The sequence below is a fragment of the Corynebacterium sp. zg-331 genome (assembly GCF_014267345.1).
In the GTDB taxonomy this organism is placed as follows: domain Bacteria; phylum Actinomycetota; class Actinomycetes; order Mycobacteriales; family Mycobacteriaceae; genus Corynebacterium.
Window position 1 is genome coordinate 42,576 of the sequence record NZ_JACMYD010000006.1, and the last position, 23,200, is coordinate 65,775.

At 63.9% G+C, this 23,200-nt stretch carries 22 protein-coding genes and 2 tRNA genes; 10 read left to right on the forward strand and 14 right to left on the reverse strand.

The window, feature by feature from the left end; all coding sequences use genetic code 11:
- Nucleotides 1-104: 104 nt before the first annotated feature.
- From H7347_RS07785 to gyrA, 5 genes are all read right to left on the reverse strand, one after another.
- On the reverse strand, nucleotides 105-473 hold the full coding sequence (locus H7347_RS07785; protein ID WP_152822963.1) for a DoxX family protein: 369 nt from the start codon (nucleotides 471-473) through the stop codon (nucleotides 105-107).
- Between the two features lie 818 nt (nucleotides 474-1,291).
- Nucleotides 1,292-1,364 (reverse strand) — tRNA-Ala (locus H7347_RS07790).
- Nucleotides 1,365-1,375: 11 nt separating this feature from the next.
- Nucleotides 1,376-1,452, reverse strand: a tRNA-Ile gene (locus H7347_RS07795).
- A 73-nt stretch (nucleotides 1,453-1,525) separates the two neighbouring features.
- The gene (locus tag H7347_RS07800) at nucleotides 1,526-1,867 is read right to left on the reverse strand and encodes a DUF3566 domain-containing protein (RefSeq protein ID WP_152822964.1); all 342 of its coding nucleotides are present in this window, start codon (nucleotides 1,865-1,867) and stop codon (nucleotides 1,526-1,528) included.
- Between the two features lie 12 nt (nucleotides 1,868-1,879).
- The gene (gyrA, locus tag H7347_RS07805) at nucleotides 1,880-4,459 is read right to left on the reverse strand and encodes a DNA gyrase subunit A (protein ID WP_152822965.1); all 2,580 of its coding nucleotides are present in this window, start codon (nucleotides 4,457-4,459) and stop codon (nucleotides 1,880-1,882) included.
- Between the two features lie 167 nt (nucleotides 4,460-4,626).
- Between gyrA and H7347_RS07810 the strand changes: the two genes are divergently transcribed.
- From H7347_RS07810 to H7347_RS07820, 3 genes are all read left to right on the forward strand, one after another.
- Nucleotides 4,627-4,830, forward strand: coding sequence for a CopG family transcriptional regulator (locus H7347_RS07810; RefSeq protein ID WP_152822966.1), 204 nt, complete (start codon nucleotides 4,627-4,629; stop codon nucleotides 4,828-4,830).
- Between the two features lie 20 nt (nucleotides 4,831-4,850).
- On the forward strand, nucleotides 4,851-5,090 hold the full coding sequence (locus tag H7347_RS07815) for a TetR family transcriptional regulator (RefSeq protein ID WP_227659079.1): 240 nt from the start codon (nucleotides 4,851-4,853) through the stop codon (nucleotides 5,088-5,090).
- Nucleotides 5,091-5,193: 103 nt separating this feature from the next.
- Nucleotides 5,194-6,567 (forward strand): YPDG domain-containing protein, encoded by a 1,374-nt coding sequence (locus H7347_RS07820; protein ID WP_152822968.1) that lies wholly within the window; start codon nucleotides 5,194-5,196, stop codon nucleotides 6,565-6,567.
- A 282-nt stretch (nucleotides 6,568-6,849) separates the two neighbouring features.
- Here H7347_RS07820 and H7347_RS07825 read toward each other — a convergent pair whose 3' ends face one another.
- The 6 genes from H7347_RS07825 to dnaA all read right to left on the reverse strand — a co-directional run bounded on the left by H7347_RS07825 (nucleotide 6,850) and on the right by dnaA (nucleotide 14,885).
- On the reverse strand, nucleotides 6,850-7,269 hold the full coding sequence (locus tag H7347_RS07825; protein ID WP_152822969.1) for a hypothetical protein: 420 nt from the start codon (nucleotides 7,267-7,269) through the stop codon (nucleotides 6,850-6,852).
- A 63-nt stretch (nucleotides 7,270-7,332) separates the two neighbouring features.
- The gene (gyrB, locus tag H7347_RS07830; protein WP_186337380.1) at nucleotides 7,333-9,378 is read right to left on the reverse strand and encodes a DNA topoisomerase (ATP-hydrolyzing) subunit B; all 2,046 of its coding nucleotides are present in this window, start codon (nucleotides 9,376-9,378) and stop codon (nucleotides 7,333-7,335) included.
- Between the two features lie 142 nt (nucleotides 9,379-9,520).
- Nucleotides 9,521-10,144, reverse strand: a complete 624-nt coding sequence (locus H7347_RS07835) for a DciA family protein (RefSeq protein WP_152822970.1) — start codon at nucleotides 10,142-10,144, stop codon at nucleotides 9,521-9,523.
- On the reverse strand, nucleotides 10,125-11,420 hold the full coding sequence (recF, locus tag H7347_RS07840) for a DNA replication/repair protein RecF (protein WP_186337381.1): 1,296 nt from the start codon (nucleotides 11,418-11,420) through the stop codon (nucleotides 10,125-10,127). Before recF ends, H7347_RS07835 begins: the two co-directional genes overlap by 20 nt.
- Nucleotides 11,421-11,481: 61 nt before the next feature.
- Entirely contained in the window at nucleotides 11,482-12,669 is a 1,188-nt protein-coding gene (dnaN, locus tag H7347_RS07845) for a DNA polymerase III subunit beta (protein ID WP_152822971.1), read from the reverse strand.
- A gap of 656 nt (nucleotides 12,670-13,325) precedes the next feature.
- A complete protein-coding gene (dnaA, locus tag H7347_RS07850; RefSeq protein ID WP_152822972.1) occupies nucleotides 13,326-14,885 on the reverse strand; it encodes a chromosomal replication initiator protein DnaA in 1,560 nt (519 codons plus the stop codon).
- 933 nt (nucleotides 14,886-15,818) lie between these two features.
- Here dnaA and rpmH point away from each other — a divergent pair.
- The 7 genes from rpmH (at nucleotide 15,819) to H7347_RS07885 (ending at nucleotide 20,557) form a co-directional block, all read left to right on the forward strand.
- Nucleotides 15,819-15,962, forward strand: coding sequence for a 50S ribosomal protein L34 (gene rpmH, locus H7347_RS07855; protein WP_186337383.1), 144 nt, complete (start codon nucleotides 15,819-15,821; stop codon nucleotides 15,960-15,962).
- Nucleotides 15,963-15,973: 11 nt separating this feature from the next.
- Nucleotides 15,974-16,339, forward strand: coding sequence for a ribonuclease P protein component (gene rnpA, locus H7347_RS07860; RefSeq protein ID WP_186337384.1), 366 nt, complete (start codon nucleotides 15,974-15,976; stop codon nucleotides 16,337-16,339).
- Nucleotides 16,340-16,394: 55 nt separating this feature from the next.
- Nucleotides 16,395-16,625, forward strand: a complete 231-nt coding sequence (gene yidD, locus H7347_RS07865; RefSeq protein ID WP_152823033.1) for a membrane protein insertion efficiency factor YidD — start codon at nucleotides 16,395-16,397, stop codon at nucleotides 16,623-16,625.
- Nucleotides 16,626-16,685: 60 nt separating this feature from the next.
- A complete protein-coding gene (yidC, locus tag H7347_RS07870; RefSeq protein ID WP_186337386.1) occupies nucleotides 16,686-17,639 on the forward strand; it encodes a membrane protein insertase YidC in 954 nt (317 codons plus the stop codon).
- A gap of 149 nt (nucleotides 17,640-17,788) precedes the next feature.
- Nucleotides 17,789-18,445 (forward strand): 16S rRNA (guanine(527)-N(7))-methyltransferase RsmG, encoded by a 657-nt coding sequence (gene rsmG, locus H7347_RS07875; RefSeq protein WP_152822974.1) that lies wholly within the window; start codon nucleotides 17,789-17,791, stop codon nucleotides 18,443-18,445.
- A 66-nt stretch (nucleotides 18,446-18,511) separates the two neighbouring features.
- Nucleotides 18,512-19,477, forward strand: a complete 966-nt coding sequence (locus H7347_RS07880) for a ParA family protein (protein WP_152822975.1) — start codon at nucleotides 18,512-18,514, stop codon at nucleotides 19,475-19,477.
- 3 nt (nucleotides 19,478-19,480) lie between these two features.
- A complete protein-coding gene (locus H7347_RS07885) occupies nucleotides 19,481-20,557 on the forward strand; it encodes a ParB/RepB/Spo0J family partition protein (RefSeq protein WP_186337387.1) in 1,077 nt (358 codons plus the stop codon).
- Between the two features lie 63 nt (nucleotides 20,558-20,620).
- Here H7347_RS07885 and H7347_RS07890 read toward each other — a convergent pair whose 3' ends face one another.
- From H7347_RS07890 to trxB, 3 genes are read right to left on the reverse strand one after another with little or no spacing between them, the layout of a single operon-like run.
- Nucleotides 20,621-21,814 (reverse strand): N-acetylmuramoyl-L-alanine amidase, encoded by a 1,194-nt coding sequence (locus H7347_RS07890; RefSeq protein WP_186337388.1) that lies wholly within the window; start codon nucleotides 21,812-21,814, stop codon nucleotides 20,621-20,623.
- A gap of 48 nt (nucleotides 21,815-21,862) precedes the next feature.
- The gene (gene trxA / locus H7347_RS07895) at nucleotides 21,863-22,186 is read right to left on the reverse strand and encodes a thioredoxin (RefSeq protein WP_152822977.1); all 324 of its coding nucleotides are present in this window, start codon (nucleotides 22,184-22,186) and stop codon (nucleotides 21,863-21,865) included.
- A 41-nt stretch (nucleotides 22,187-22,227) separates the two neighbouring features.
- Nucleotides 22,228-23,169, reverse strand: a complete 942-nt coding sequence (trxB, locus tag H7347_RS07900) for a thioredoxin-disulfide reductase (RefSeq protein WP_152822978.1) — start codon at nucleotides 23,167-23,169, stop codon at nucleotides 22,228-22,230.
- Nucleotides 23,170-23,200: the final 31 nt, after the last annotated feature.

A 23,200-nucleotide genomic window follows, 5' to 3' on the forward strand; every position in this document is an offset into this window, starting at 1 on the left:
ATTCCCGGCGGTCTGAATCGTTACAGAAGGCGCGCGAGGCCGCTTGCCGACACCGTGGGCTAGGGGCTTTCCCCCACACGCCTCTCGCCAGGGGTTGAGGCTGGCTACGCGAGCACCTGGCTCACGTTTATCCCCGCCACCACCGCGCTCAGGACCGTCATGCCCAGGCAGTTGAGCCAAAACTCACTGCCCAGAAAGCGCTCCCGAACATGGGCCACGATGGCAAAGAGGAAGTATCCGAGCACCCCGAGCGAAGCCGTAGCCGCGATGGCCGGATCGTGACGCAGCGTCCCGCACACCAGCCCCAGGGCCCCGAGCATCTTGATCCCGATCAACACCCACCACCATTCCCGGGGGAAATTGACCCCGGTGAGGCAGCAGGAGATAAACGCGGGCGGCTTGAGAGAAAGCAGTGCGTCCCCGGCGAGGACGGCCGCGAGCAGGTAGGTCAGCGCGATGGCAAGGGTAGACATTGCAATTTCTCCCTTCGTGAATTCTCTATGGCTTCCCTCACTCTACCCCGCTCAGGGATGGAGGTTCCGTAAAATCCTCTAGTGGGCCCTTGACCAGGGTTAAGAAGCGGTAATTTTACCCCACAATTGCTAGGACGTAGCGCGGTCACTTTGAGAGACAGCTTCCGGAACCACACAAGTACCGGCGATGACATATGCGATCGGTCTACTTTCGTGCCGATCTCCTTTTCTTAATAGATATTTTCTTCGAGGTTTGACATTGAGCCTTAGGCTTTTATCTAGACAGGTTTATCACAAGATTTTCCAGGAAACCCACCTCATAGTTTAAAAAGTAGGAACTAGGTAGATTATTTACCCCAGGCAGGAAAAGCCGATGACGGGAGAATAGGATGGTGATTGATCGTCACGGTTTTTTGTGGTGGAATATTGTTTCAGATCCACTGGTCAGCGCGACGGATCAGGCCCCTCCGTGGGCTTGGGTAAGAATGGAGCGGATGACGCCTTGTTTGTTCTGCGTTCGATGAAGTGCAAGTATCGCCAAGAGTTGTCGGGGGTGGTGATGCACAGGCGGGTGAATTAGTCGATATCCGCGAAGGGCGCAGTAAAACCATCGCGGTGAACGCACAACCATCGATTTTTCCAGGCGGGCCGTGGACCGAGTAGCAAAAGAGTGCTTCTTTTACAGCGAATATAAGCAGCAGTGTGGGGACATTTCCCAAAATAAGAACCGTCTCGGAAAGTATGCGCCATGCGCCTATCCCTCCACAGATCAAAAAAGAGCCTCACGGAGGTTTCCGTAAGACTCTCATGAACCACTGTGGAGCATAGGAGAATCGAACTCCTGACCTTCTGCTTGCAAAGCAGATGCTCTACCAATTGAGCTAATGCCCCATTGTCCCTAGTGGTGGGCCTAGCAAGAATCGAACTTGCGACCTCATCGTTATCAGCGATGCGCTCTAACCGACTGAGCTATAGGCCCTTGGAACGAGTATGTACTTTACATACCCGCCCGCCGGGAGCACAAATCGCCAGGTCACACCGGCGATCCGGCCCTAGCGAATGTCCTCGACCTCCACGACCAGGCCGCCGAAGAGATCCACCACGGCGTTATAGATCACCGCGCACAGCGGGGCCAGCAACGTGGCGAGGATGGCACCCAGGGCCCCCACCAGCGCGGACACGCTGATGACCATGCCGAAGTTGATGATTCCCTCGCCGCCGATCCCACCGATCACGGCATTGAGGCTGTCCCACACTCCGGCGGCGGCGAGCCCGATGTAGAGGAGCATCACGCACAGGATCCAGGCCACCAGCGCCACGAGGGAGAGCGCCAGCGCCACGCGGAAGGCCGCCATGGGGGGTATGCGCGATACCACTACTTCTCTGTATGCCATCTGTTTATTCCTCTACTCTTCGCCGTCGGAGGTGGGAGCGCCGGAGTCGGAATCAGATTCTACCCCGCGGCGGGTCTGCGCGGCGTCCTGCTGCTGCACGGGGCCGCCAACCTTGCCGGTAGCCACGGCGGTGGCCTCCTGCTCCCCCTCGCCCTCCACGTTGCGGTCGATGGCGAGCAGGTCCACGTCTTTCTCCAGGTTCACCAGGCGCACGCCCATGGTGGCACGGGAGGAGGGACGGATCTGGGCGACCTCGGTGCGGATCACGCCGCCGGCGGAGGTGATGGCGAAGATTTCGTCGTCGTCATCCACGGTGATCGCGCCGATGAGCTTGCCTCGCTTGGGGGTGTACTTGAAGGTCACCACGCCCAGGCCACCGCGTCCCTGGGAGTTGTACTCCTCCATCGCGGTGCGCTTGCCGTAGCCGCCGGAGGTGGCCACCAACAGGTAGCTGCCGTCGCTGACCACGCACATGGCCAGCAACTGATCCTCGCCGCGGAAGCGCATGCCCTTCACGCCGGCGGTGGCGCGGCCCATGGGGCGCAGCTGCTCGTCGTCGGCGGTAAAGCGGATGGCCTGGCCCTCTTCGGAGACGAGCAGGAGGTCGCTGTTCTCCCCGCACAGGGCGGCACCGATGAGGCGATCGCCCTCGCCGAGGTTGATGGCAATCAGCCCGCCGGAGCGGTTGGTCTCGTAATCCGCCAACCGGGACTTCTTCACCCGCCCCTGCGCGGTGGCCAGCACCAAGAAGGGGGCGTCCTCATAGGACTGGATCTGAATGACCTGGGCGATGCGCTCCTCGGGCTGAAGCTCCAGCAGGTTCGCCACGTGCTGACCGCGGGCGGTGCGGGAGGCCTCGGGCAGCTCGTAGGCCTTGAGTCGATACACGCGGCCGAAGTTGGTGAAAAAGAGGATCCAGTCGTGCGTGGAGCACACGAAGAAGTGACGCACCACGTCGTCGGACTTTAGCTCCGCACCGCGCACGCCCTTGCCGCCGCGCTTCTGCGACTTATAGGCGTCCACCTTGGTGCGCTTGGCGTAGCCGGTGGAGGTGATGGTGACCACCACGTTCTCCCGGGCGATGAGGTCCTCCTCGGAGACGTCGCCGGAGGCCGCCACGATCTGCGTGCGACGCTCGTCGCCGTGCTTCTCGACGATCTCCGCCAGCTCGTCGTGAACGATGCCGCGCTGGCGGGCGGGGGAGGCGAGGATGTCCTTGAGATCCGCGATCTCGGCCTCGACCTCGTTGAGCTCATCGATGATCTTCTGCCGCTCCAGGGCGGCCAGGCGGCGCAGCTGCATCGCCAGGATGTGATCGGCCTGCACCTCGTCGACGTCGAGGAGCTCCATCAGGCCGGTCCGTGCGATGTCCACGGTGGCGGAGCGGCGGATCAGCGCGATGACCTCGTCCAGGGCGTCGAGGGCCTTGACCAGGCCGCGCAAGATGTGGGCGCGCTCCTCGGCCTTCTCCAGGCGGAACTGGGTACGGCGCACGATGACGTCGATCTGGTGCGCCACGTAGTTGCGCAGCATCTGATCCAGGCGCAGGGTGCGCGGCACGCCATCGACGATGGAGAGCATGTTGGCGCCGAAGTTGGTCTGGAGCTGGGAGTGCTTGTAAAGATTGTTGAGCACCACGCGCGGCACGGCGTCGCGCTTGAGCGTGATGACGATGCGCAGGCCCACGCGGTCGGAGGTCTCGTCGTCGATCTTGGAGATGCCGGCGATCTTCCCGTTGGCCACCTGCTCCGCGATGCTCGACACCAGGTTGTCCGGGTTCACCTGGTAGGGCAGCTCCGTGATGACGATGGTCTGGCGGTTGCCCTGCTCCTCGATGCTGGTCACCCCGCGCATGCGGATGGAACCGCGCCCGGTGGTGTAGGCGTCCTTGATCCCCTGGTCGCCCACGATGAGCCCCGCCGTGGGGAAGTCCGGCCCCTTGACGTAGCGCATGCACGCCTCCAGGGCCTCCTTCTCCCCCGCCTCGGGGTTGTCCAGCAGCCAGTAGATGGCCTCGGCCAACTCGTTGAGGTTGTGCGGGGGAATGTTGGTGGCCATACCCACGGCGATGCCGCCAGAGCCGTTCATCAGCAGGTTGGGCACGCGCGACGGCAGCACGTCCGGCTCCATCGTCTTGCCGTCGTAGTTCGGGGAGAAGTCCACGGCGTTCTCCCGGATGTCGCGCACCATCTCCATGGCCAACGGGGTGAGCTTGCACTCCGTGTAACGCATGGCGGCGGGGCCGTCGTTGCCGCGGGAACCGAAGTTGCCCTGGCCGTCCACCAACGGGTAACGCATGTTCCAGCTCTGGGCCAGGCGCACCAAGGTGTCGTAGATCGCGCTGTCCCCGTGCGGGTGGAACTGCCCCATCGTGTCCGAGACGGGGCGGGCGGACTTCACGTAGCCGCGCTCCGGGCGGTAGCCGGAATCGAACATGGCGTAGAGGATGCGGCGGTGGACAGGCTTGAGGCCGTCGCGCACCTCGGGCAGGGCGCGCCCCACGATCACCGACATCGCGTAGTCGATGTAGCTCGACTGCATCTCCTCGTTGATGTCGATGGGGTGGATGCGATCAAAGAGATCGTCGCTCATACTCACCTTTTCTTAGCGATGATTGTTCGACGATCCAGTTTACCGCCCCCAGCGCCCGCTGGCAGCATCGGAAAAAGCAGTGATACCAATGCGGTATCACTGCCGAAGAGAGTAAGACGCGCGCCGCGCATCAGCCGGGCCGCTCGCTCCTGTGGTATCCCGGATCTATGGCCATGACACTCCGGCTCAGCGCCGAACAGGATCGCGCCCTCACCCTGCTCGCCCGGGCGCAGGGGTGCAGCAAGCAGGAGGCCGCCACCCGGGCTATCATTTCCGCCGCCGCGACATTGCTCGACGACACCCGCGTGGCCCAGCTCGCCCGACAATCGCTGCGGGAGTACCTCGACGCGGAACGACGCCTGCACCCATGAGGGGATTGAGCTTCGAACAAATGGTGCTTATTGCCGACGAGGTGTGCGCCCGCACCGATTCCCGGGTTCGCAGCTACCCCGCCCTCGCCGCCTGCGCGGCCACCACGAGCGCCCGCCTACGCGGCGTACCTTTGCACCATCACGTCACGCAGATGGCCGCAACCGTGCAAGACCATATCCGCGCGCTGCGCCCGCTCACCCAGGACAACGATGTGTTTTCCCACGTAGTAGCAGATATTCTGCACGATCTCAACGCTTAGGCCCCGTCATCAGGTTCTTCGGCGTGACAAGCCTTAGGTCTGACGTCTATCATTCTCTTCTGAGAACCTCGACTTTTAATTCGATCCCAAAGGAAGAAACTACATGCGCAAGCGCATTTCCGCCGCAGCCCTGTCCCTGGCACTGACCGGCTCCGTCGTCGCCGTTCCCCTGGCCGGCGCCGAGGACGTTACCCCCGACGTCGAGATCCTTGAGACCACTCAGGGGGACACCGCCGAGGAGGCTGCGGAGGTCACCGAGGTCGCCGCCACCCCGGAGGCCGACGAGAAGACCCCGGCGATCACCACCTACGCCGCAAACAGCTCCGCGAGCTACGGCACCGACAACAAGGTGGAGATCCCCTGGAACAGCGAGAAAGAGTTCGAAATCCAGGGCGAGGTGCCCGGCGCCAAGTTCAGCGTCCCCACCGAGAAGGTCGATGGCTGGGAATACCGGGTCGATAAGGCGACCGGCACACTGACCATCAAGGCCGACGAGACCCGCCGCCCCGGTTCCACCCTGACCCTGCCGGTGCTGATACTCACCCGCTCGGGTTACTCCGAGATCAACGTCGTGGCCACCGTGGTCAAGGGCAGGACCTCCCCCAGCGACGACGTCACCTTCTCCTACCCCGAGGAGTTCACCGAGGTCGCCCCCGGGGACTCCGCCACCATCACGCCCACCGTCGAGGGGACCATCCCCTCCGGCACGAAGTTCGTGATGAACGAGCAGAACAAGGACGGCTGGACCTTCACGGTGGACGAGCAGGGCGTGGTTACCGCCACCCTCCCCAAGGACGCCCAGATTGGCCGCACCTGGACCATGGGCCTGATCGCGGTGTTCCCCGACGGCACCACCAAGGAGTACAAGGTGCCCGTCAAGGCCGCCGCCGGCGAGGATTCCCCCAGCAAGAACCTGGAACTGAGCTACGAGGACTTCGAGGTGCCCTTCGGCGAGGAGGCCAGCCAGGACCTCACCGTGAAGGGGGGTGACCTTGAGGGCGCCACCTTCGAGCTGGTGTACGACTCCTACGCCGGCATGGACTTTGCCATCGACGCCACCACCGGCAAGCTCACTGTGAAGGCCGGGGAGGCCAAGCGCGGCACCGGCGTGTGGGTGCCCATCAAGGCCACCTACTCCGACGGTTCCACCTCCTACGTGGTGTTCCACGCCACCGTCGGCGCCCCAACGAACCCGATGGCCGAGGCCCCCGAGACCACCCCAGCCTACGAGGACGTGGAGGTGGCCGCCGGCGACTCCGTCACGGTGACGCAGAGCGGCTCCGTGCCCGAAGGCACCCGCTACATCGCCCCGAGCACCGAGGGCACCGAGTGGACCGTGGACGTGGCCGAGGACGGTACCGCCACTGTGACCGCTCCCACGGGCACCACCGCGGGATCCAAGCTCTTCATTCCCGTGATCGTGAAGTACGCCGACGATTCCACCGAGACCGTGCGCTTCACCGCCACGGTCAAGTAGCCTCGTTCTCATTACCGACCGCCGCGCTCAGCGCGGCGGTTTTTTCATGCCCTCACTTGTTCCGAATGTTTCGATTGGGTAGAATTGAGGTGGTTGTGGTTGCAGTTAGTTCTTGTGACGTTTGCTGTGGCGGAAGGGCCGCAACACCAAGAGATTCCCATGCTTGAACCTCCTACAATGGAGTTCACCAAGCATGGGAATCCCTTTTTTATCTTCTTCCAGGACAAGAAAGTGCCATAACACACCAAGCGCTATCCTGGAGGAAATCCAGATTTTCCTTCATTATAACAAAACTTCTTCCTCGTCGAAAGAAATATATAGATCCACCCCGGAATCGGCGCGCTCGGTCTCCCCCGGTGCTGCCTGGCCCCTACCGCGAGGCAGAAACACGATTTGGTTGCCCACCATCGACACCACCGCCGCGCGCTTCGGATACCCGCACACGGCATCGCCTACTGGATGACGGAAACCGTTCATGATCGGTGGCGTACTGCGCGGTCGGCCCACGGGCACCACCGTCTGGGCGATCAGCACGCTGGTGCTCGTGAAAATAGCGGCGGCCTGCTCCTTACCCCGCGCCGCCAGCCGCACGGCCTCGATGAGGCGGGCTGATCCTGTGCCCGGGGCACCGCGCTTTCGCCTCGCTATCCCCCGCGAGGCCATCGTCGCCGCGCGCCCACGACGACCCGGCGACCGGGACACGCATCCACGTCGATGACGCGGATGCGTGCCGTGGTGGAACGCGAGACCGTCCCTCGCGGCAGACTAAACGTCGAGGAACCGCACGTCCTTGGCATTGCGGGTGATAAAGGAGCGGCGCGCCACCACGTCATCGCCCATGAGCACGGAGAAGATCTCGTCGGCGCGCTGGGCGTCGTGGAGATCCACGCGCCGCAGGATGCGGGTGGTGGGGTCCAAGGTGGTCTCCCACAGCTCGCTGGCGTTCATCTCGCCCAGACCCTTGTAGCGCTGGATGCCATCGTCCTTGTTGATCTTGCGCCCCTTGTCCAGGCCGGCGGCCAGCTGCTCATCGCGCTCGGCGTCGGAAAAGGCGTATCCCGGCTCCCCCTTTTGCCACTTGAGCTTGTACAGCGGGGGATTAGCCAGGTACACATGGCCGTCCTCCACCAGCTGGGGCATGAAACGGAACAACAGCGTGAGCAGCAGGGTGGCGATGTGCTGGCCGTCCACATCCGCGTCCGCCATCAGCACGATCTTATGATAACGCAACTTGGAAATATCGAACTCGTCGTGCACGCCCGTGCCCAGGGCGGTGATGATGGCCTGCACCTCGGCGTTCTTGAGCACCTTATCCAGGCGGGCCTTCTCCACGTTGAGGATCTTGCCGCGCAGCGGCAGAATCGCCTGGTACATGGAATCGCGTCCGCCCTTGGCGGAACCGCCGGCGGAATCGCCCTCCACGATGTAGAGCTCGGACTTCACCGGGTCCTTCGATCGACAGTCCGCGAGCTTTCCGGGCAGGCCGCCCATATCGCCCGCCGACTTGCGGCGCACCATCTCCCTCGCCTTGCGCGCCGCCTGCCGCGCCTGGGAGGAGGAAATCGCCTTGTTCACGATGACCTTGGCCTCCGCGGGGTTGGCCTCCAGCCAGTGTCCCACGTGCTCGTTGGTCATGCGCTGCACGAAGGAGCGCACCTCGGTGTTGCCCAGCTTGGTCTTGGTCTGGCCCTCGAACTGGGGATCGCCCACGCGCACGGAGATCACGGCCGCCAGGCCCTCGCGGCAGTCCTCGCCGGTGAGGTTGTTGTCCTTGGCCTTAAGCATGTTGTGCTCGCGGGCGTACTTGTTCATCAGGGAGGTCAGCGCGGAGCGGAAACCCTCCTCGTGCGTGCCCCCCTCCACGGTGTTGATGGTGTTGGCGAAGGTGTGCACCGACTGGTTATAGCCGGAGGACCACTGCATCGCCAGCTCCACCTCGTGATCCTCGGCCTTAGCGTCAAAGGAGATGATGGAGGGGTGGATGGGGTTCTTGGACTTGTTGAGGTAATTGACGTAATCCTCGAGCCCGTTGGGGTAATGGAATACGCGCTTTTTCTCCCGCTTCTTGGCGGAGGAATCTCCCTCAGGGGCATCGGCGGCGTCCACCGCGGAATCGATGTCGTCCAGGGAGGTGGCGTTCTCCCCGGCCTCCACGAGCGCCTCAAGCTCCACCTCCTCAGCGGTGGCGCGCTCGTCGGTCAGCGTGATGGTCAGGCCCTTGTTGAGGAAGGCCATCTCCTGGAGGCGACGCGAGATCGTCTCGTAGTCGAAGGTGGTGGTCTCAAAGATCTCCGCATCCGGCCAGAACCGGATGGAGGTACCCGTACCACGGGCATTGCCGCCCTCGATGAGATCCTCCGGGACGGCGTTGGTGAAGTTCTGCTCCCAATGCTTGCCGTCGCGCTTGATATTGGCCTCGACGCGAGTGGAAAGCGCATTCACCACGGAGATGCCCACGCCGTGCAGACCACCGGAAACGGCATAGGAATCGGAGTCGAACTTGCCGCCGGCATGCAGCTGCGTCATCACCACCTGGACGGTGGGGACGCCGGAGGCGTGCATCTCGACGGGGATACCACGACCATCATCGACGACCTGCACGCCGCCGTCGGCAAGCAGGGTGACGTCCACCTTGGTGGCGTAACCCGCCATCGCCTCGTCCACGGAGTTATCCACGACCTCCCACACCAGGTGGTGCAGGCCGCGGGTGCCCGTGGAGCCAATGTACATGCCGGGACGCTTACGGACGGCTTCGAGCCCCTCAAGAATGGTGATGGATGAGGCGCCATATTCGTGTTCGGTGGTAGCCACGTGAAACGTGCACTCCTCGCGTTATAAGGGTTCTAGACCGTTTCATTCTACACGCGCGTACCCCGCCCCGGAACCATCCCGGAGGTGCGTGGCAGCACCCTTCTCGTTCGCCTGCGCGCGACCCGCCGCGATTCCTCTTCGCTCAGCCATAGGTATCGCGCGGCCCGCGCCCCGCCACGTGCAGCGCACCGTGGCGCCACGACGGAGCCTTGGGGCCAAAAATCTTCAGCTCCGTGATCCCGTCGGGCCCCACCTTGGCGGCGATGGCGCGCAGGATCTCCCGCTGCATCATCCGCAGGTTGGTGGCCCAGGCCGTGGAATCGCACGAAATAAACAGGGTGCTGCCCTTGAGCATCTCCACCCTGGTGTGCTCGGCGATCTTCTCCCCCACCAGCTCCGGCCAATTCCCGGTGACCCAGCCACCGGCGATCTCCCGGGTCCACCCTCGGTAGCGGATCTCCCGATTGACGATGCTGCCCAGGCTATCGACGTCCCGACGCCGCGGCAGCCTGCGCCCATCCGGGCCCGTCGGAATCCCTCGCTTCCGACGCCGCGGGGCACCTTCGCGATCCCGCGGCTCCTCCCGCTCGGGCCCCAGCCCCGGCACCCGCACATCCTCGTCCCCGGCCACACCGTGTATATCGCCCCGTCTGCCGGGCCGGGGGGCTCGCCCGGATAGATCCGGCACGGAACCGTTGCGCCTCAGCGCCGTGGCGCGCATGGCGGCAAAGGCCTGCGCGATGGGATCATCGGCGTCGTTCGACATCCGCATCCTCCTTCGCCGCGTCGTCTGGGTTCCCGCCGGTGTGTTTCCCGGCGGAAGCTTCCTCGTCGGGGATCAACACCGAGTATCGCTGCGCCGCCGCGTCGCCCGGGTCCTCCCCGGTTTCCTCCGTGCGCACCTCGATGCGGTGACGCGCCACGATCTTTCCCCCCAGGTTGTCCGGCAGATCCTCGGCCACCGCGGCCGTGATGAGAACCTGCTCCACCCGCGCCGCCAGATCGACCAGTTTGATCCGGCGCTTGGCATCGAGCTCGGCAAACACGTCGTCGAGAATGAGGATGGGATCAGAACCCTCGACGCGCAGCAGGGAAAACTCCCCAAACCGCAGAGCGATGGCCAACGACCAGGTCTCCCCGTGGCTGGCGAAGCCTTTGGCTGGCTGCCGACCCAGCAATAACTCCAGGTCATCGCGGTGCGGCCCGACGAGGGAGACGCCGCGTTCGATCTCTCGCTGGCGCGCGGCCCCCAGCTCGGTCAGCATGGCGGCCTCCACCACCTCGCGCTGACGATCGGGGTCCTCACCCGGATCGGATGGCAGCGGCACCGAGCTCTTATACCGCAGGGCCGCCGGGCGCGACTCCGGAGCCAGGGAGGCATACGCCTCCCGAACCTCGGCGTCGAGCTCGCCCACCAAGCGCCTGCGTGTCACGATCACGTGCGAACCCAGGTGCGCCAGCTGGCCATCCCAGGCATCCAGGGTGCTCAAGGCGGCCGCGCCCTCCGCCGAGGAATACCCCCGGCGCAGCGCCCCCTGCGCGGACTTCAGCAGGGCGTTGCGCTGCTTCACCACCTTGTCGTAATCGGATTTAATGCCCGCCAGGCGCGGGAATCGCATGGCGATGATGGCGTCGAGATAGCGTCGCCGCTCCCCGGGCTCCCCGCGCACGAGCACCAGGTCCTCCGGGGCGAAAAGAACCGTGCGCACCACGCCCAGGATCTCGCGTGGGCTTTTGAGACGGGTCCGATTGATCTGCGCCTGGTTGGCGGCGTGAGGCTTGATCAACAGGTGGGCGGTGAGTTCCCGGCCCCGGTGGATCGCCGTGGCCGAGATCCGCGCGCTCTCGGCCGATACCCGCACCAGCGGGGCATCGTGACTGACCCGGTGGGAGGACAAATGCGCCAGGTAGCCCACCGCCTCCACGATGTTGGTCTTGCCAAAGCCGTTGCGCCCCACAAAGACGGTCACGCCCGGTTGCAGGCTCAGCGAGAGCTGCGGCCAGGAACGAAAGTCCCGCAGAGACAGCTCAGATAAATACACTGCGCTCCCGCCCTTTTACGTATCGCCGTGGTGTTTTCTTAGGCCGCCGCGCCCGCGAAGCCTACTGCGGCAGGCGCACCGGCATGAGGAGATACGTGAAATGCGTTTCCGGGGTGGGAAAGACTCCCTCCTCGTTGCGCTGCGGCATCTCCTCCGGCTCCGGAATCATGATCGCAGGGCGGGAGGGATCGGTGAAGCCGAAGAGCACCCGCTGCGTGTTCACCACCGCGAGGCCGTCCTTGAGGTAGCCGGGGTTGAAGGCGATGAGCAGCTCCTCGCCGCCCTGGAAATCGCAGGACACCGCCTCCTCTGCGTGACCGGAGTCGTTGCCTCCGGCGGAGAGAATCACCTGGCCCTGGGAAAATTGCATGCGAATCTGCGCATTGCGGTCCGTGACCAGGGAGACACGGCGGATCGCCTCCTGAAGCGGGGCAATCTCGACAAGGGCGAGGAAGGCATGGCTTTTGGGCAGCAGGGGCTGCACGTTGGGAAACTCGGCGTCGAGCAGGCGGGTGGTGGTCTCCCGATTATCGGTGTGGATGCCAAAAAGCCCCTCGCGACCCACCTGATCACCCGTGCCCACGGCGAAGTCGATGGGATCGACCCGCTGCGGATCGAGGGTGCGCGCATTATCGAGCAGGGTCTTTGCCGGGATCAGCAGATTGACCTCGACGTCCTCCGAGGTGGGGTTCCATTCCAGGTTGCGCAGGGCCAACCGGAAACGATCCGTGGCCGTGAGAGTCATGTTTTTGCCCGTGGCCTTCATGTTCACTCCGGTGAGCATGGGAACCGTGTCATCCTTGCCCGCGGCGGCGGCTACCTGGGTAACCGCCTCGGTGAACAAGCGCGGGTCGATCGTACCGGTGACCTCCGGCAGCGCGGGTAGCTGGGGATAATCGTCCAGGGGGATGAGGGGCAGCTCGAAGCGGGCCTGACCGCAGGTCATCAGCACCTTGGAACCCTCCACCGTCACCTCCACCTGCTTATTCGGCAGGCTGCCGACGATCTCCGCGATGAGCTTACCGGCCACGGCGATCCTGCCCGGGGTAGTCACCTCCGCCGAGAGCCGAACGCGCGTGGAGATCTCGTAATCGAAGCCCGCCAGCTCCAGGCCATCCTCGTGCGCGTGGATGACCAACGAGCGCAGCACGGGCTGGGTCGGCTTTGTGGGGAGGTTACGGGCCACCCATGCCACGGCATCTCCGAGGTCATCCTTGGCTACTCGGAAGGAAACCTGCTCTGATTCCATGTTTTCTCAGCTCCTTGACCACAACGTGTGATTTCGATGGGCGCGTGGGTGAATCACACGATCTCGCGCAGCACTGGCGGCGGGCGCCGCGCAGCGAATAACAACACTTTCAAGGTACCGGGAGACTCCCCCGGCGGAGCAAGTCTTGTTATTCCCGATGCGGCGCTGCCGCGCCCGAGGCGCGGGCACCGCGGCAAGGATTCTTGGCATTTCCCCACACCCCCTCTTTCCTCTAGGTAAGTACAAGAAATGAAAGAGCAACAGCAGTAAGTCCTGTGCACTCTGTGGACGAGGTCATAAATGACAAGGTAGCGCACCGATTCTCGGCTGTGAAGCCCCGTGTGGAGTGCCTGTGGATAACAAGGAGCGGGTGTGGATAACTTCGCGGCAGCGGGTTTTGTCCCCACGAGGGGTTTTCTTCTCCACAGGACATCCACAGTGCTCAGGGGTGTTATCCACATGCTCGACGATGGAGTGGTCCGGGTGTCAAGGTGAGGAAGGTCATGGAATTACATCCTTGTAATTACACAGATGTGGATAAGCCTGTGGAGACTGTGGACAGCCGACAACGCGTGGTCGATAACGCGCCAAGGGCGCCCCCGCAACCCGGAATGGAATCCGTGGCCGCAGGGGCGCCTTTGTGGCGGGTGTGGTTCCTAGATACCGCGCCCCCGAGACTTGATGGTCTGCGTGAGCTGCTGGATCTCGTCGTACGTATCGCGCTTTTCCTTCATCTCCTTGCGGATCTTGCGGTCTGCGTACATGACGGTGGTGTGGTCCTTGCCGCCGAACTGCGCGCCGATGCGCGGCAGGGAGAGATCGGTGAGTTCGCGGCACAGATACATGGCGAGCTGGCGGGCATGCGCCACCGCGCGCGTCTTGCCCACTCCGCAGAGAGCCTCGGAGGTGATGCCGAAGTACTCCGCTGTTACCTCGATAATGGTGGTGGGGGTGATCTCGATGTCCGCGGCCTCGGGGAGGATATCGCGCAGGGCTATCTCCGCCATCCGCATGTCGATGGGTTCGTTGGTGAGGGAGGAATACGCGGAAACGCGAATAAGCGCCCCCTCTAATTCTCGGATTGAGGATTCAAAGCGAGAGGCGATAAGCTCCAGGACGGAACGGTCCACGCGGGTGCCGTCGGCCTCCGCCTTTTTCATGAGAATAGCGATCCGAGTTTCCAAATCCGGCGGCTGAATATCGGCGATGAGGCCGGCTTGGAACCGGGTGCGCAGGCGATCCTCCAGGGTGGTCAGCTCCTTGGGCGGGCGATCCGAGGACAGGATGATCTGCTTTTCTGCCTGGTGCAATGCGTTGAAGGTGTGGAAGAACTCTTCCTGGGTGCCCTCCTTACCCTGGAGGAACTGAATATCGTCCACCATGAGGATGTCCAGGTTGCGGTAGCGGCGCTTGAAGGATTCCTGGCGGTCGTCTCGGACGGAATTAATGTAGTCGTTGGTGAATTCCTCGCTGGAAACGTACTTGATGCGCAGGGTGGGCTGAAGCACCTTGGCGTAGTTTCCGGCCGCGTGTAGGAGGTGCGTCTTTCCCAGCCCCGAGCCCCCGGAGATAAAGAGGGGGTTATACGCGCGGGCGGGGTTCTCCGCGACGGCCACCGCCGCGCCGTTGGCGAAGCGGTTGGAGGAGCCGATCACGAAGGACTCGAACGTGTACTTGGGGTTGAGTGAGTGTTCCCTGTTGGGATTATGCGCTGGGGCTTCCCGGGGGATGCGCTGGCCGGTGACCGGGGGTGCGGGGTGGGGGGTCTCCGGGGGCTGCGCGGGGGTCACGAGGGTCTGATGCGGGGCCGTCTGCGGGGGCTGCGCCGGGGCGTGACTGACCTGCCACTCCTGGTTAGTGCGGTAATAGGGTTCGAAGGTGCCCGTGGCGGGTGACGCCGGATTCTCTCGGGGGGCGGGAGCCTCCGGGCTTACGCCCGTCGGTTGTGCGGGCGGTGCCGATTCCCCGGCCCGTTGCGGGTCGATGCTGACCGCCAGGCCGCACGGCTGGTGCATCCGCTCCGAAAATACCTGCGTGATGTACTGCCCTAGCTCGTTTTCCACCACGTCCTTGGCCATTTTGTGGGGAACCGCCAGCAGCACGTAGCCCTGCACGATGGTGATGGGCTTGGCCAGATTCAAGAATGCCTGTTGGCGGGCGGTGAGGGTGGGGATGGCGGAGTCGGGTCGCTCGGCTTGGTGGAGCAGATCTGCCATCACCTCGTGCCATGTGTGGTGTAGCGCCGCGGCGTCGTCTGTCACTGGTGTTCTTGTCCTTCGATGGTGTTCGATGCGGAGAAATTCTTGTGAGTAGGTGGGCGGAAGCGCCCGCTTATGCTTTTAATTCAGGTCTTAAGCGGGGCGTGGCTGTTGATCGCGGAACATGTCATTCACCGATCCCTCCACAGGCTTTTTGGGGCAGTGCCCTGGTCTTCCACAAAGTTACTCACACCTGTGGATAACTCTACGTCACGAGGTTATCCACATCCCATCCCCAGGCCTGTGAATACTGACACTCCGGGAGAAAGGCTTCCTGAGCAGCTCTTTCGGTACACGATACGGTTTTCCTCAAGGTGAGGTTGAAGGTTATCCACAGGTGGATGATCCTGGCGGGTGTGAAAATTGTGATTGCCGATCCACTTCTACTCGGCCGCGGGTGGATTGTCGAAGTGTGCGTTCTTGGACTTCCCGGGAGTCGGGCGCGGGCGGGGCATGACATGATTCCGCGCTGGTGAGTCCGGGTCTTTTCGGGGGAAGGAAGAAAATACGAGAAATGTTATTTCGGGGGCACCCGTTCTCGCGCGGGAGGGGCGTCGGGCGCGACCCGGCGGGCGTGGGGATGGAGGGGCGGGGCGATTTGTTCCGCCGTCGAACGCTCGCGTATCCTTTATTCGTCTGTTACATCCGCAACGGCACAACCCGGCCTTGCGCGTGTACTTGAATGAGAGCAGTTCGCGCGGATTGACGTTTGCGCCCGTGGCCAGCACCGGCTGCGCGCTGTGAGTAATGACGTCGCCCTGCGCAGAGCGGCCGGAGCGGAACCTCCCCGGTGACACGCCTCCGGTCACTGTCTCTCGGTAACCAACCACAAGTTGGTCGATGGGTGTGCGAAGCCATCGACCAACTGCGAATACTTGAGGAGAATGAAGAGTGGCAAAAGGTAAGCGCACTTTCCAGCCCAATAACCGGCGTCGCGCCCGCAAGCACGGTTTCCGCACCCGCATGCGCACCCGTGCCGGTCGCGCCATCGTGGCGGCCCGTCGCCGCAAGGGTCGCGCCAAGCTCACCGCTTAAGGCTCGATAGGGTGCTTCCCGCCCAGCACAAGCTGACCTCGTCCGCGCACTTTCGGAGGGTCATGAGCCGGGGTCGGCGCGCAGGATCCCGCACCGTGGTGCTTCACGTGTGGGAGGGAGATCCCGCGGCGGAGCCCGTGGTGGTGGGAGGCCCCCGATTCGGTTTGGTCGTATCGAAGTCCGTCGGGAACGCCGTGGTTCGGCACCGCGTCTCCCGGCGGCTTCGTCATCTCTGCCTCCGAATGGCGCCTCGGCTGGCCCCGCAGACGCAGGTGGTGGTGCGCGCCTTGCCCGCCGCCGCCGAGGCCAGTTCCTCCGTCTTGGAGCGGGACATTATGAAAGCGTGGGGGAAAATAGCGCGGAAAACCCGTGTATAGGCGGTCAGGAGGGCACGGGGACGCCGATAAGCGATCCTCTTTAGCCGCGCGCGGCCTGATAAGAGGGGTACGTTTTTACCAAATCTATCTTTCACCCCTTAAAATGAGTTCCACCTGCCGCTTCGAACCGAGCTGCAGCGCCTATGCCCTGGAGGCTTGCAGGAGCCACGGGGCATGGCGCGGCGTTCTTCTCAGTTGCGCGCGGTTGTCCAAGTGTGGCCCCTGGCACCCCGGTGGGTATGATCCCGTGCCTTCCCGTGCCTGGGGGCACGTCACGCGCGGATGATCGGGCACGGAGCGCCTGTTTTCCTATAATCACCAACCACACCAGGAGTTTGGACGTACAGTGCTCGACTTCATTTACTGGCCGATTTCTGCGGTCCTGTGGTTTTGGCACAAGATTTTCGCCTACCCCTTCGGGGCGGATTCCGCGGTGGCGTGGATCCTGGCGATCATGTTCCTGACCTTTACGCTGCGTCTTCTGCTGTTTAAGCCGATGGTGAACCAAATGCGTTCCACGGTGAAAATGCAGAAGTTCGCCCCGCAGATGCAGGCTATTCGAGAAAAATACAAGAACGACCAGCAGAAGATGATGGAGGAGACCCGCCGGCTCCAGAAGGAGATGGGGGTTAATCCTTTGGCCGGCTGCCTGCCGGTGCTGGCGCAGTTCCCGGTGTTCATTGGCTTGTTCCACGTGCTGCGATCCTTCAACCGCACTGGCGGCGACGTGGGACTCACGGTGGAGCAAAACCGCCTGACACCCAATTACATCTTCAGCGCCGCCGACGTGCAGTCTTTCCTCGACTCCAACCTCTTCGGCGTGCCGCTGTCCGCGTACATCAGCATGCCTACCGAGATGTTCGCGGCTTTCCCTCACGCGGAGGGTCTCAGTCGCGGCACCATCATTGCCGTGGCGGCCCCGCTCATCATCATGATCGTGCTGTTTACGCACTTTAACGCGCGCCTTTCCGTGGAGCGGCAGGAGGCGCGCCGCGCCTCCGGCAAGCAGCAGGCCCCGGCCTCCGAGCAGGCGGCCATGCAGATGAACATGATGAACCGCATGATGCTGTGGGTCATGCCCGCCACCATCCTGTTTACCGGCTTCATCTGGCATATCGGTTTGCTCTTCTACATGGTGGCCAACAACCTGTGGACCTTCTTCCAGAACCGATACATCTTCCGCAAGCTGGATCAGGAGGAGGCGGCCGAGGAGGCCGCCGTCAAGGAGGCTAAGCGCGCCACGGCGCCCAAGCCCGGCGTCAAGCCGCATAACCCTAAGAAGCGCGGCAAGCGCGGATAACCCCGGCACGACCGGCTCAGCGCCCGTTACCTCGCGGAGGTGGCGGGCGCTGTCGTATGCGGCTGCTACTCTTTCCTTGATTGCCATGCGGCTGATCCCGCCGGGTTGTGGGCCTGGTGAGCCGCGTAAGAACCCGCACGAGAGCAAGGATGTTTCACGTGAAACCAAGCGATCTTCCCGCACCTCCGCCCGCCGCGGAACGAGTCTTCGGTCGGAACGTAGAAAAGGCGGTGGCCTACCACCTCTCCCTTGCCACGGTGGGTTCGCAGCGGGGTTTTATCGGCCCGCGCGAGGTGCCAAGGCTATGGGATCGCCACGTGCTTAACTGCGCGGTGATCGGTGAGGTCATGCCGGAGGGGGTCTCCGTGGTGGATGTGGGCTCGGGGGCGGGCCTGCCGGGTATTCCGCTGGCCTTGGCGCGCCCGGACCTGAGCATCACGCTGGTGGAACCGCTGCTCAAGCGCTCGGTGTACCTGGGGGAGGTCGTCGAGCAGCTGGGACTGGGCAACGTGCGGGTGGTGCGCGGGCGGGCCGAGGAGAAGGCACTGCGCGCCGAGGTGGGTAAGGCCGAGGTGGTCACCTCCCGCGCTGTGGCACCGTTGGGTAGACTGTGTCAGTGGTCGATGCCCCTGGTGGCTAAGGCGGGGGCGATGATAGCGATGAAGGGGGCCTCGGTGCGCGAGGAATTGGAGAGGGACGAACGCCAGATTCGCGCGGCCGGCGGGGGCCGCGCCCAGGTGATCCGGGTGGGCGAACAGCTGCTGCCGGAACCCTCCACCGTGGTGCGGATACCCAAGGTACGTTAGAGCTCAGAACCAAGGGAGCCAGGACAACGATGCAGCATCAACAAGGTAAAGGGGCGTGTGTGCGCGATGGTCGATAGTGAACAGCGTGGTCCCGGCGGGGGTTCGGCGATACCGCCGAGGTCCCCGCTGCCGCGGCTGGAGAGGCCGAGGCTGATCACCATTGCGAATCAAAAGGGAGGGGTGGGTAAGACCACCTCCTCGGTGAACCTCGCCGCCGGGCTCGCCGCCTGCGGGATGAAGGTTCTGGTGATCGACCTCGACCCCCAGGGCAACGCGTCCACGGCGATGGGGGTGGAACACCGCGCGGGCACCGTGTCGAGCTACGAGGTGCTCATCGGCGAGGCCACCCCGGAGGAAGCCATGCAGGCCTCGCCGCACAGCCACAATCTCCTGTGCATTCCGGCCACCATCGACCTGGCCGGGGCGGAGATCGAGCTGGTGTCCATGGTGCGCCGCGAGTATCGACTCTACGACGCCCTCAAGGGCGAGTTCCTGGATCGGTGGGGCTTCGACTTCGTATTCATCGACTGCCCGCCCTCCCTCGGCCTGCTGACCATCAACGCGATGACCTTCGTGGAGGAGGTCCTGATCCCGATTCAGTGCGAATACTACGCCCTGGAGGGCGTGGGTCAGCTGCTCAACAACATCTCCATGATCCGACAGCACCTCAACCCCCAGCTGCATATCTCCGCTATCCTGCTCACCATGTACGATGCCCGCACCAAGCTCTCCGAACAGGTGGTGGGCGAGGTCAAGGAGCACTTCGGCGACGTCACCCTGCGCACCGTGATTCCGCGCTCCGTGAAGGTATCGGAGGCCCCCGGCTACGGCATGCCGGTGCTGGCCTACGATCCCTCCTCGCGCGGGGCGATGGCCTACGTGGCGGCCTCGGAGGAGTTTGCTACCCGGGGTGATTACCAGCCCGCGGAGGGGACGGGCCCGATCGGGGTGAGTCCCCAGACCGCCGAGCGTCTATCCGGGCTTGCGGACGGAGCCGAGGCGGCGCGGGCCGCCCAGGAAGAAAGGGAGTAAACAGTGTCTTCGCAGGAAACCCGCAAGGGTGGTCTGGGCCGCGGCCTCGGCGCCCTGATCCCCCAGGGACCGTCCAAGCCCCGGCTCTCCGATTCCGCCGCGGACGCCATCATCGGAACCGGGTCGACCCGCCGCTCCGGGCGCACCGCCCCGGGGACGACGGGAGGCGAAGGCGCGGATGTTTCACGTGAAACATCGACGCGTCCGGGGATTCCCCCCCTGATCGCGCAGGCGGGACGGCGGGAGTCCACCGCCGTCGCGTCAAGCACCGGATTCGGTGCCTCGTACCGGGAGATTCCCATCGGGGAAATCATGCCAAACGAGAGGCAGCCCCGGCAGGTCTTTGAGGAGGAGGCCCTGGAGGAACTCGTGCACTCCATTAAGGAGTTTGGGCTTCTTCAGCCCATCGTGGTGCGCCGCGCTGCCGATGACAGCGGCTACGAGATCATCATGGGCGAGCGCCGCTGGCGCGCCGCGAGCAAGGCGGGCCTGGGGGTCATCCCGGCCATTGTGCGCGAGACCGATGACGGCGACATGCTGCGCGACGCCCTGCTGGAAAACATTCACCGGGTACAGCTCAATCCCCTAGAGGAAGGGGCCGCCTACAAGCAGCTCTTGGAGGAATTCGGGGTCACCCAGGAACAGCTGGCCCAACGCCTCGGACGCAGCCGCCCCACGATCACCAACACCATCCGCCTGCTCTCCCTGCCGCTGAGCGTGCAGTCGAAGGTGGCCGCCGGGGTACTCTCGGCGGGCCACGCGCGTGCTCTCATGGGGTTGAAGACGGGTGAGGAGGATCAGGCTCGTATGGCCGAGAGGATCGTGACCGAGGGGCTTTCCGTGCGCGCCACGGAGGAGGCGGTGACCCTGCTCAACAACGGGCACGCACCGGCCCCTAAGCCCAAACGCACTCCCCTCCCCCAGCCGGAGCACTTCGCCCGCACCGCGGAGCGCCTGGGCGATCGTTGGGACACCAAGGTGACGGTCACCATGGGTAAACGCAAGGGAAAGATGGTGGTGGAATTCGGCGATCAGGAGGATTTTGATCGGATTCTGGCCCTCATCGAGGGGCGCGGTTAACCCCTAGGGATCGAGCCCAAAAAAAGGGGTGTGTTCGGCCGAACACACCCCTTTTTTGTGTGCCTAGAAGGCGCCCTGCTCCGCCTCCAGTAGCTCGGCAAAGCGGTACGTGCCGGTGGGCTGGTTATCGTCCTCCAGCAGATAAAGGCGCTTGACGGCCACCACGATGGCCTCCGCGATGGCGTCCCGGTTGCTGGGATTGGTCATCACGGCTATATCGTCGGGGTTACTGAGGTATCCCGCCACGACCTCCACGGTGGGGGCCTTGGTGAAGCGCAGGATCTCCCAGGTGCGGCCGTGGTTCCCGCAGTTTTGCAGCGCCGTGCGGGCCACGATCTCGCGCTGGATAAACCCGGAGAGGGTCTCCCCCGTCAGCGAGCTGGAACCCACCTCGGAACCGAAGTAGAAGGTGGCCACCCCGGAGGCCTTCTCGTTGGGGTAGCTATCGCATTGCAGGGAAATCACGATGTCCGCGCCGAAGGCGTTGGCCATATCCGCGCGATCCTTGGTGGAGGGATTATCCATGCGGGGCCGAGAGAGGATGGTCTCCATGCCGATGGCGTGCATCCGATCCTGGATGCGGGTGGATAGATCCCAGAGGATCTCCTCCTCGGTGATCTGCCCGTAGCGCCCCTGCACCACCTGTCCGGTGCTCTTGCCGCCCAGGGCCGGGTCGATCACCACGCGCTTGCCCGCGAGATGCGGGCCGGCCTGGCGCATGTCCTCGCGCTCGCGGATCGCCTGGGCCGAGCCGCCGCGAATGCGCCGCCCGAGCAGGTTGAGGGAGCGGATGGTGTCCGGGCCGCACGTACCGTCCGGGTCGAGTCCGCCGTTGATCTGGTAGCTCAGTAGGGCGTGATGAGTGTCCGTGCCAAAGTGCCCGTCCAGGCGGCTGGAATAAAAGCCCAGCTCCTGAAGGTGCTCCTGGAGCTGCACCACGTCGTCGCCCACCAGGGGATTGTCCTCCTGGTAGGCCAGGGGCCGGGCGCCGAGAGTGTAGGTGGCTCCGCGCATCTCGCGCAGGGTGGTCTCGTCGATCGCTCCGGTGGGTACGATGCCCCTGGACTGTTGAAAGGCCTTGATGACCTCGGCCAAGGGGGCGTCGAAATAGGTGTCGGCGTCGCTGAATTGCTGGGAATCGCCCGTGGTGGGGCGAACGTCTCCCGCGTAGCTCTGAAGCAGGCCGAGGCGCGCGAGGGTGACGCGAGCCTCCGCGACGCGCGGGCTGCGATCACCGACCCGGAGTACGTCCGCCACGTGAGTCCTTCCTTGAAGTAGATATGTACAACTCAACCAGACTAGCAGCTAGAGCACGGAATCGAGTTGTGCCGCGATATCCGCCTTGGGTCGGGCGCCGACGATCTGACCCACCTTCTTGCCGTTCTTAAAGAGCAGCATGGAGGGGATGGACATGATCTGGAACATGGCCCCGAGGGAGCGCTCGGCATCCACATCGACCTTGATGATCTTGAGGCGATCCCCGTATTCCTCCGCGAGCTCCTCCAGCACCGGGGTGAGCTTGGTGCAGGGGCCGCACCACTGGGCCCAGAAATCCACCAGGACGGGCACCTCGGATTCGATGACGGTGGACCGGAAGGACTCCTCGGTCACGCTGACGAGACTAGACATAGGGGTACTCTCCTTCTTGAAAAGGCCGCGTTATTCCTAGTCTAAACCAAGGACTCGGCCAGGTAATTCTGCGCGTCCAGGGCGGCGCGGCACCCGGAACCGGCCGCGGTAATGGCCTGCTGATAGTGGTCGTCCACGAGGTCCCCGGCGGCGAACACGCCCGGGACGGAGGTGCGGGTGGAGGGCTCGTGGGTGGCCACGTAGCCGCCCTCCTTGAGCTCCAACTGACCCTCCAGGAATCCCGAGCGCGGATCGTGCCCGATGGCCACGAACATCGCGGTAACCGCCAGCTCGGAGGCCTCCCCGGTGACGGTATCGCGCAGCACCAGGCCGGAGACCTTCCCCTCGGCGTCCTGCACCCGCTCCACCACCTTGTTGGTGAGGAACTCGATCTTCTCGTTGGAGCGGGCGCGCTCCACCATGATCGGCGAGGCCCGGAACTCCTCGCGGCGATGCACCACCGTGACCTTATCGGCAAACTTCGTGAGGAAGGTGGCCTCCTCCATCGCGGAATCCCCGCCGCCGATCACCGCGATCTCGTGGCCCTTGAAGAAGAAACCGTCGCAGGTGGCGCAGGTGGATACGCCGCGCCCCATCAACTGCTGCTCGCCCTCCACCCCCAAGAGGCGCGGCGCGGCGCCCGTGGCCACGATGACGGCGCGGGCCAGATACTCCTCCTCGCCCACGAACAGGCGCTTGACCTCCCCCTCGAGCTCCACCCGATCCACTATCTCCATGCGCAGGTCGGCGCCGAAGCGCTCCGCCTGGGTGCGCATCTGCTCCATGAGCTCCGGGCCCATGACGCCCTGCGGGAAGCCGGGGTAGTTTTCCACCTCGGTGGTCTGCATGAGGGAGCCGCCGTACTCGTAACCCTCGAAAACCAGGGGCTTGAGTTCCGCCCGGGCCGCGTACAGGGCCGCGGTGTACCCGGCGGGGCCGGAGCCGATGATGGCCAGATCGTGGATCGTATCGTTGCTCGCCATAGTTCGTTGCCTTCCTGCAAGGAGCCTTGTC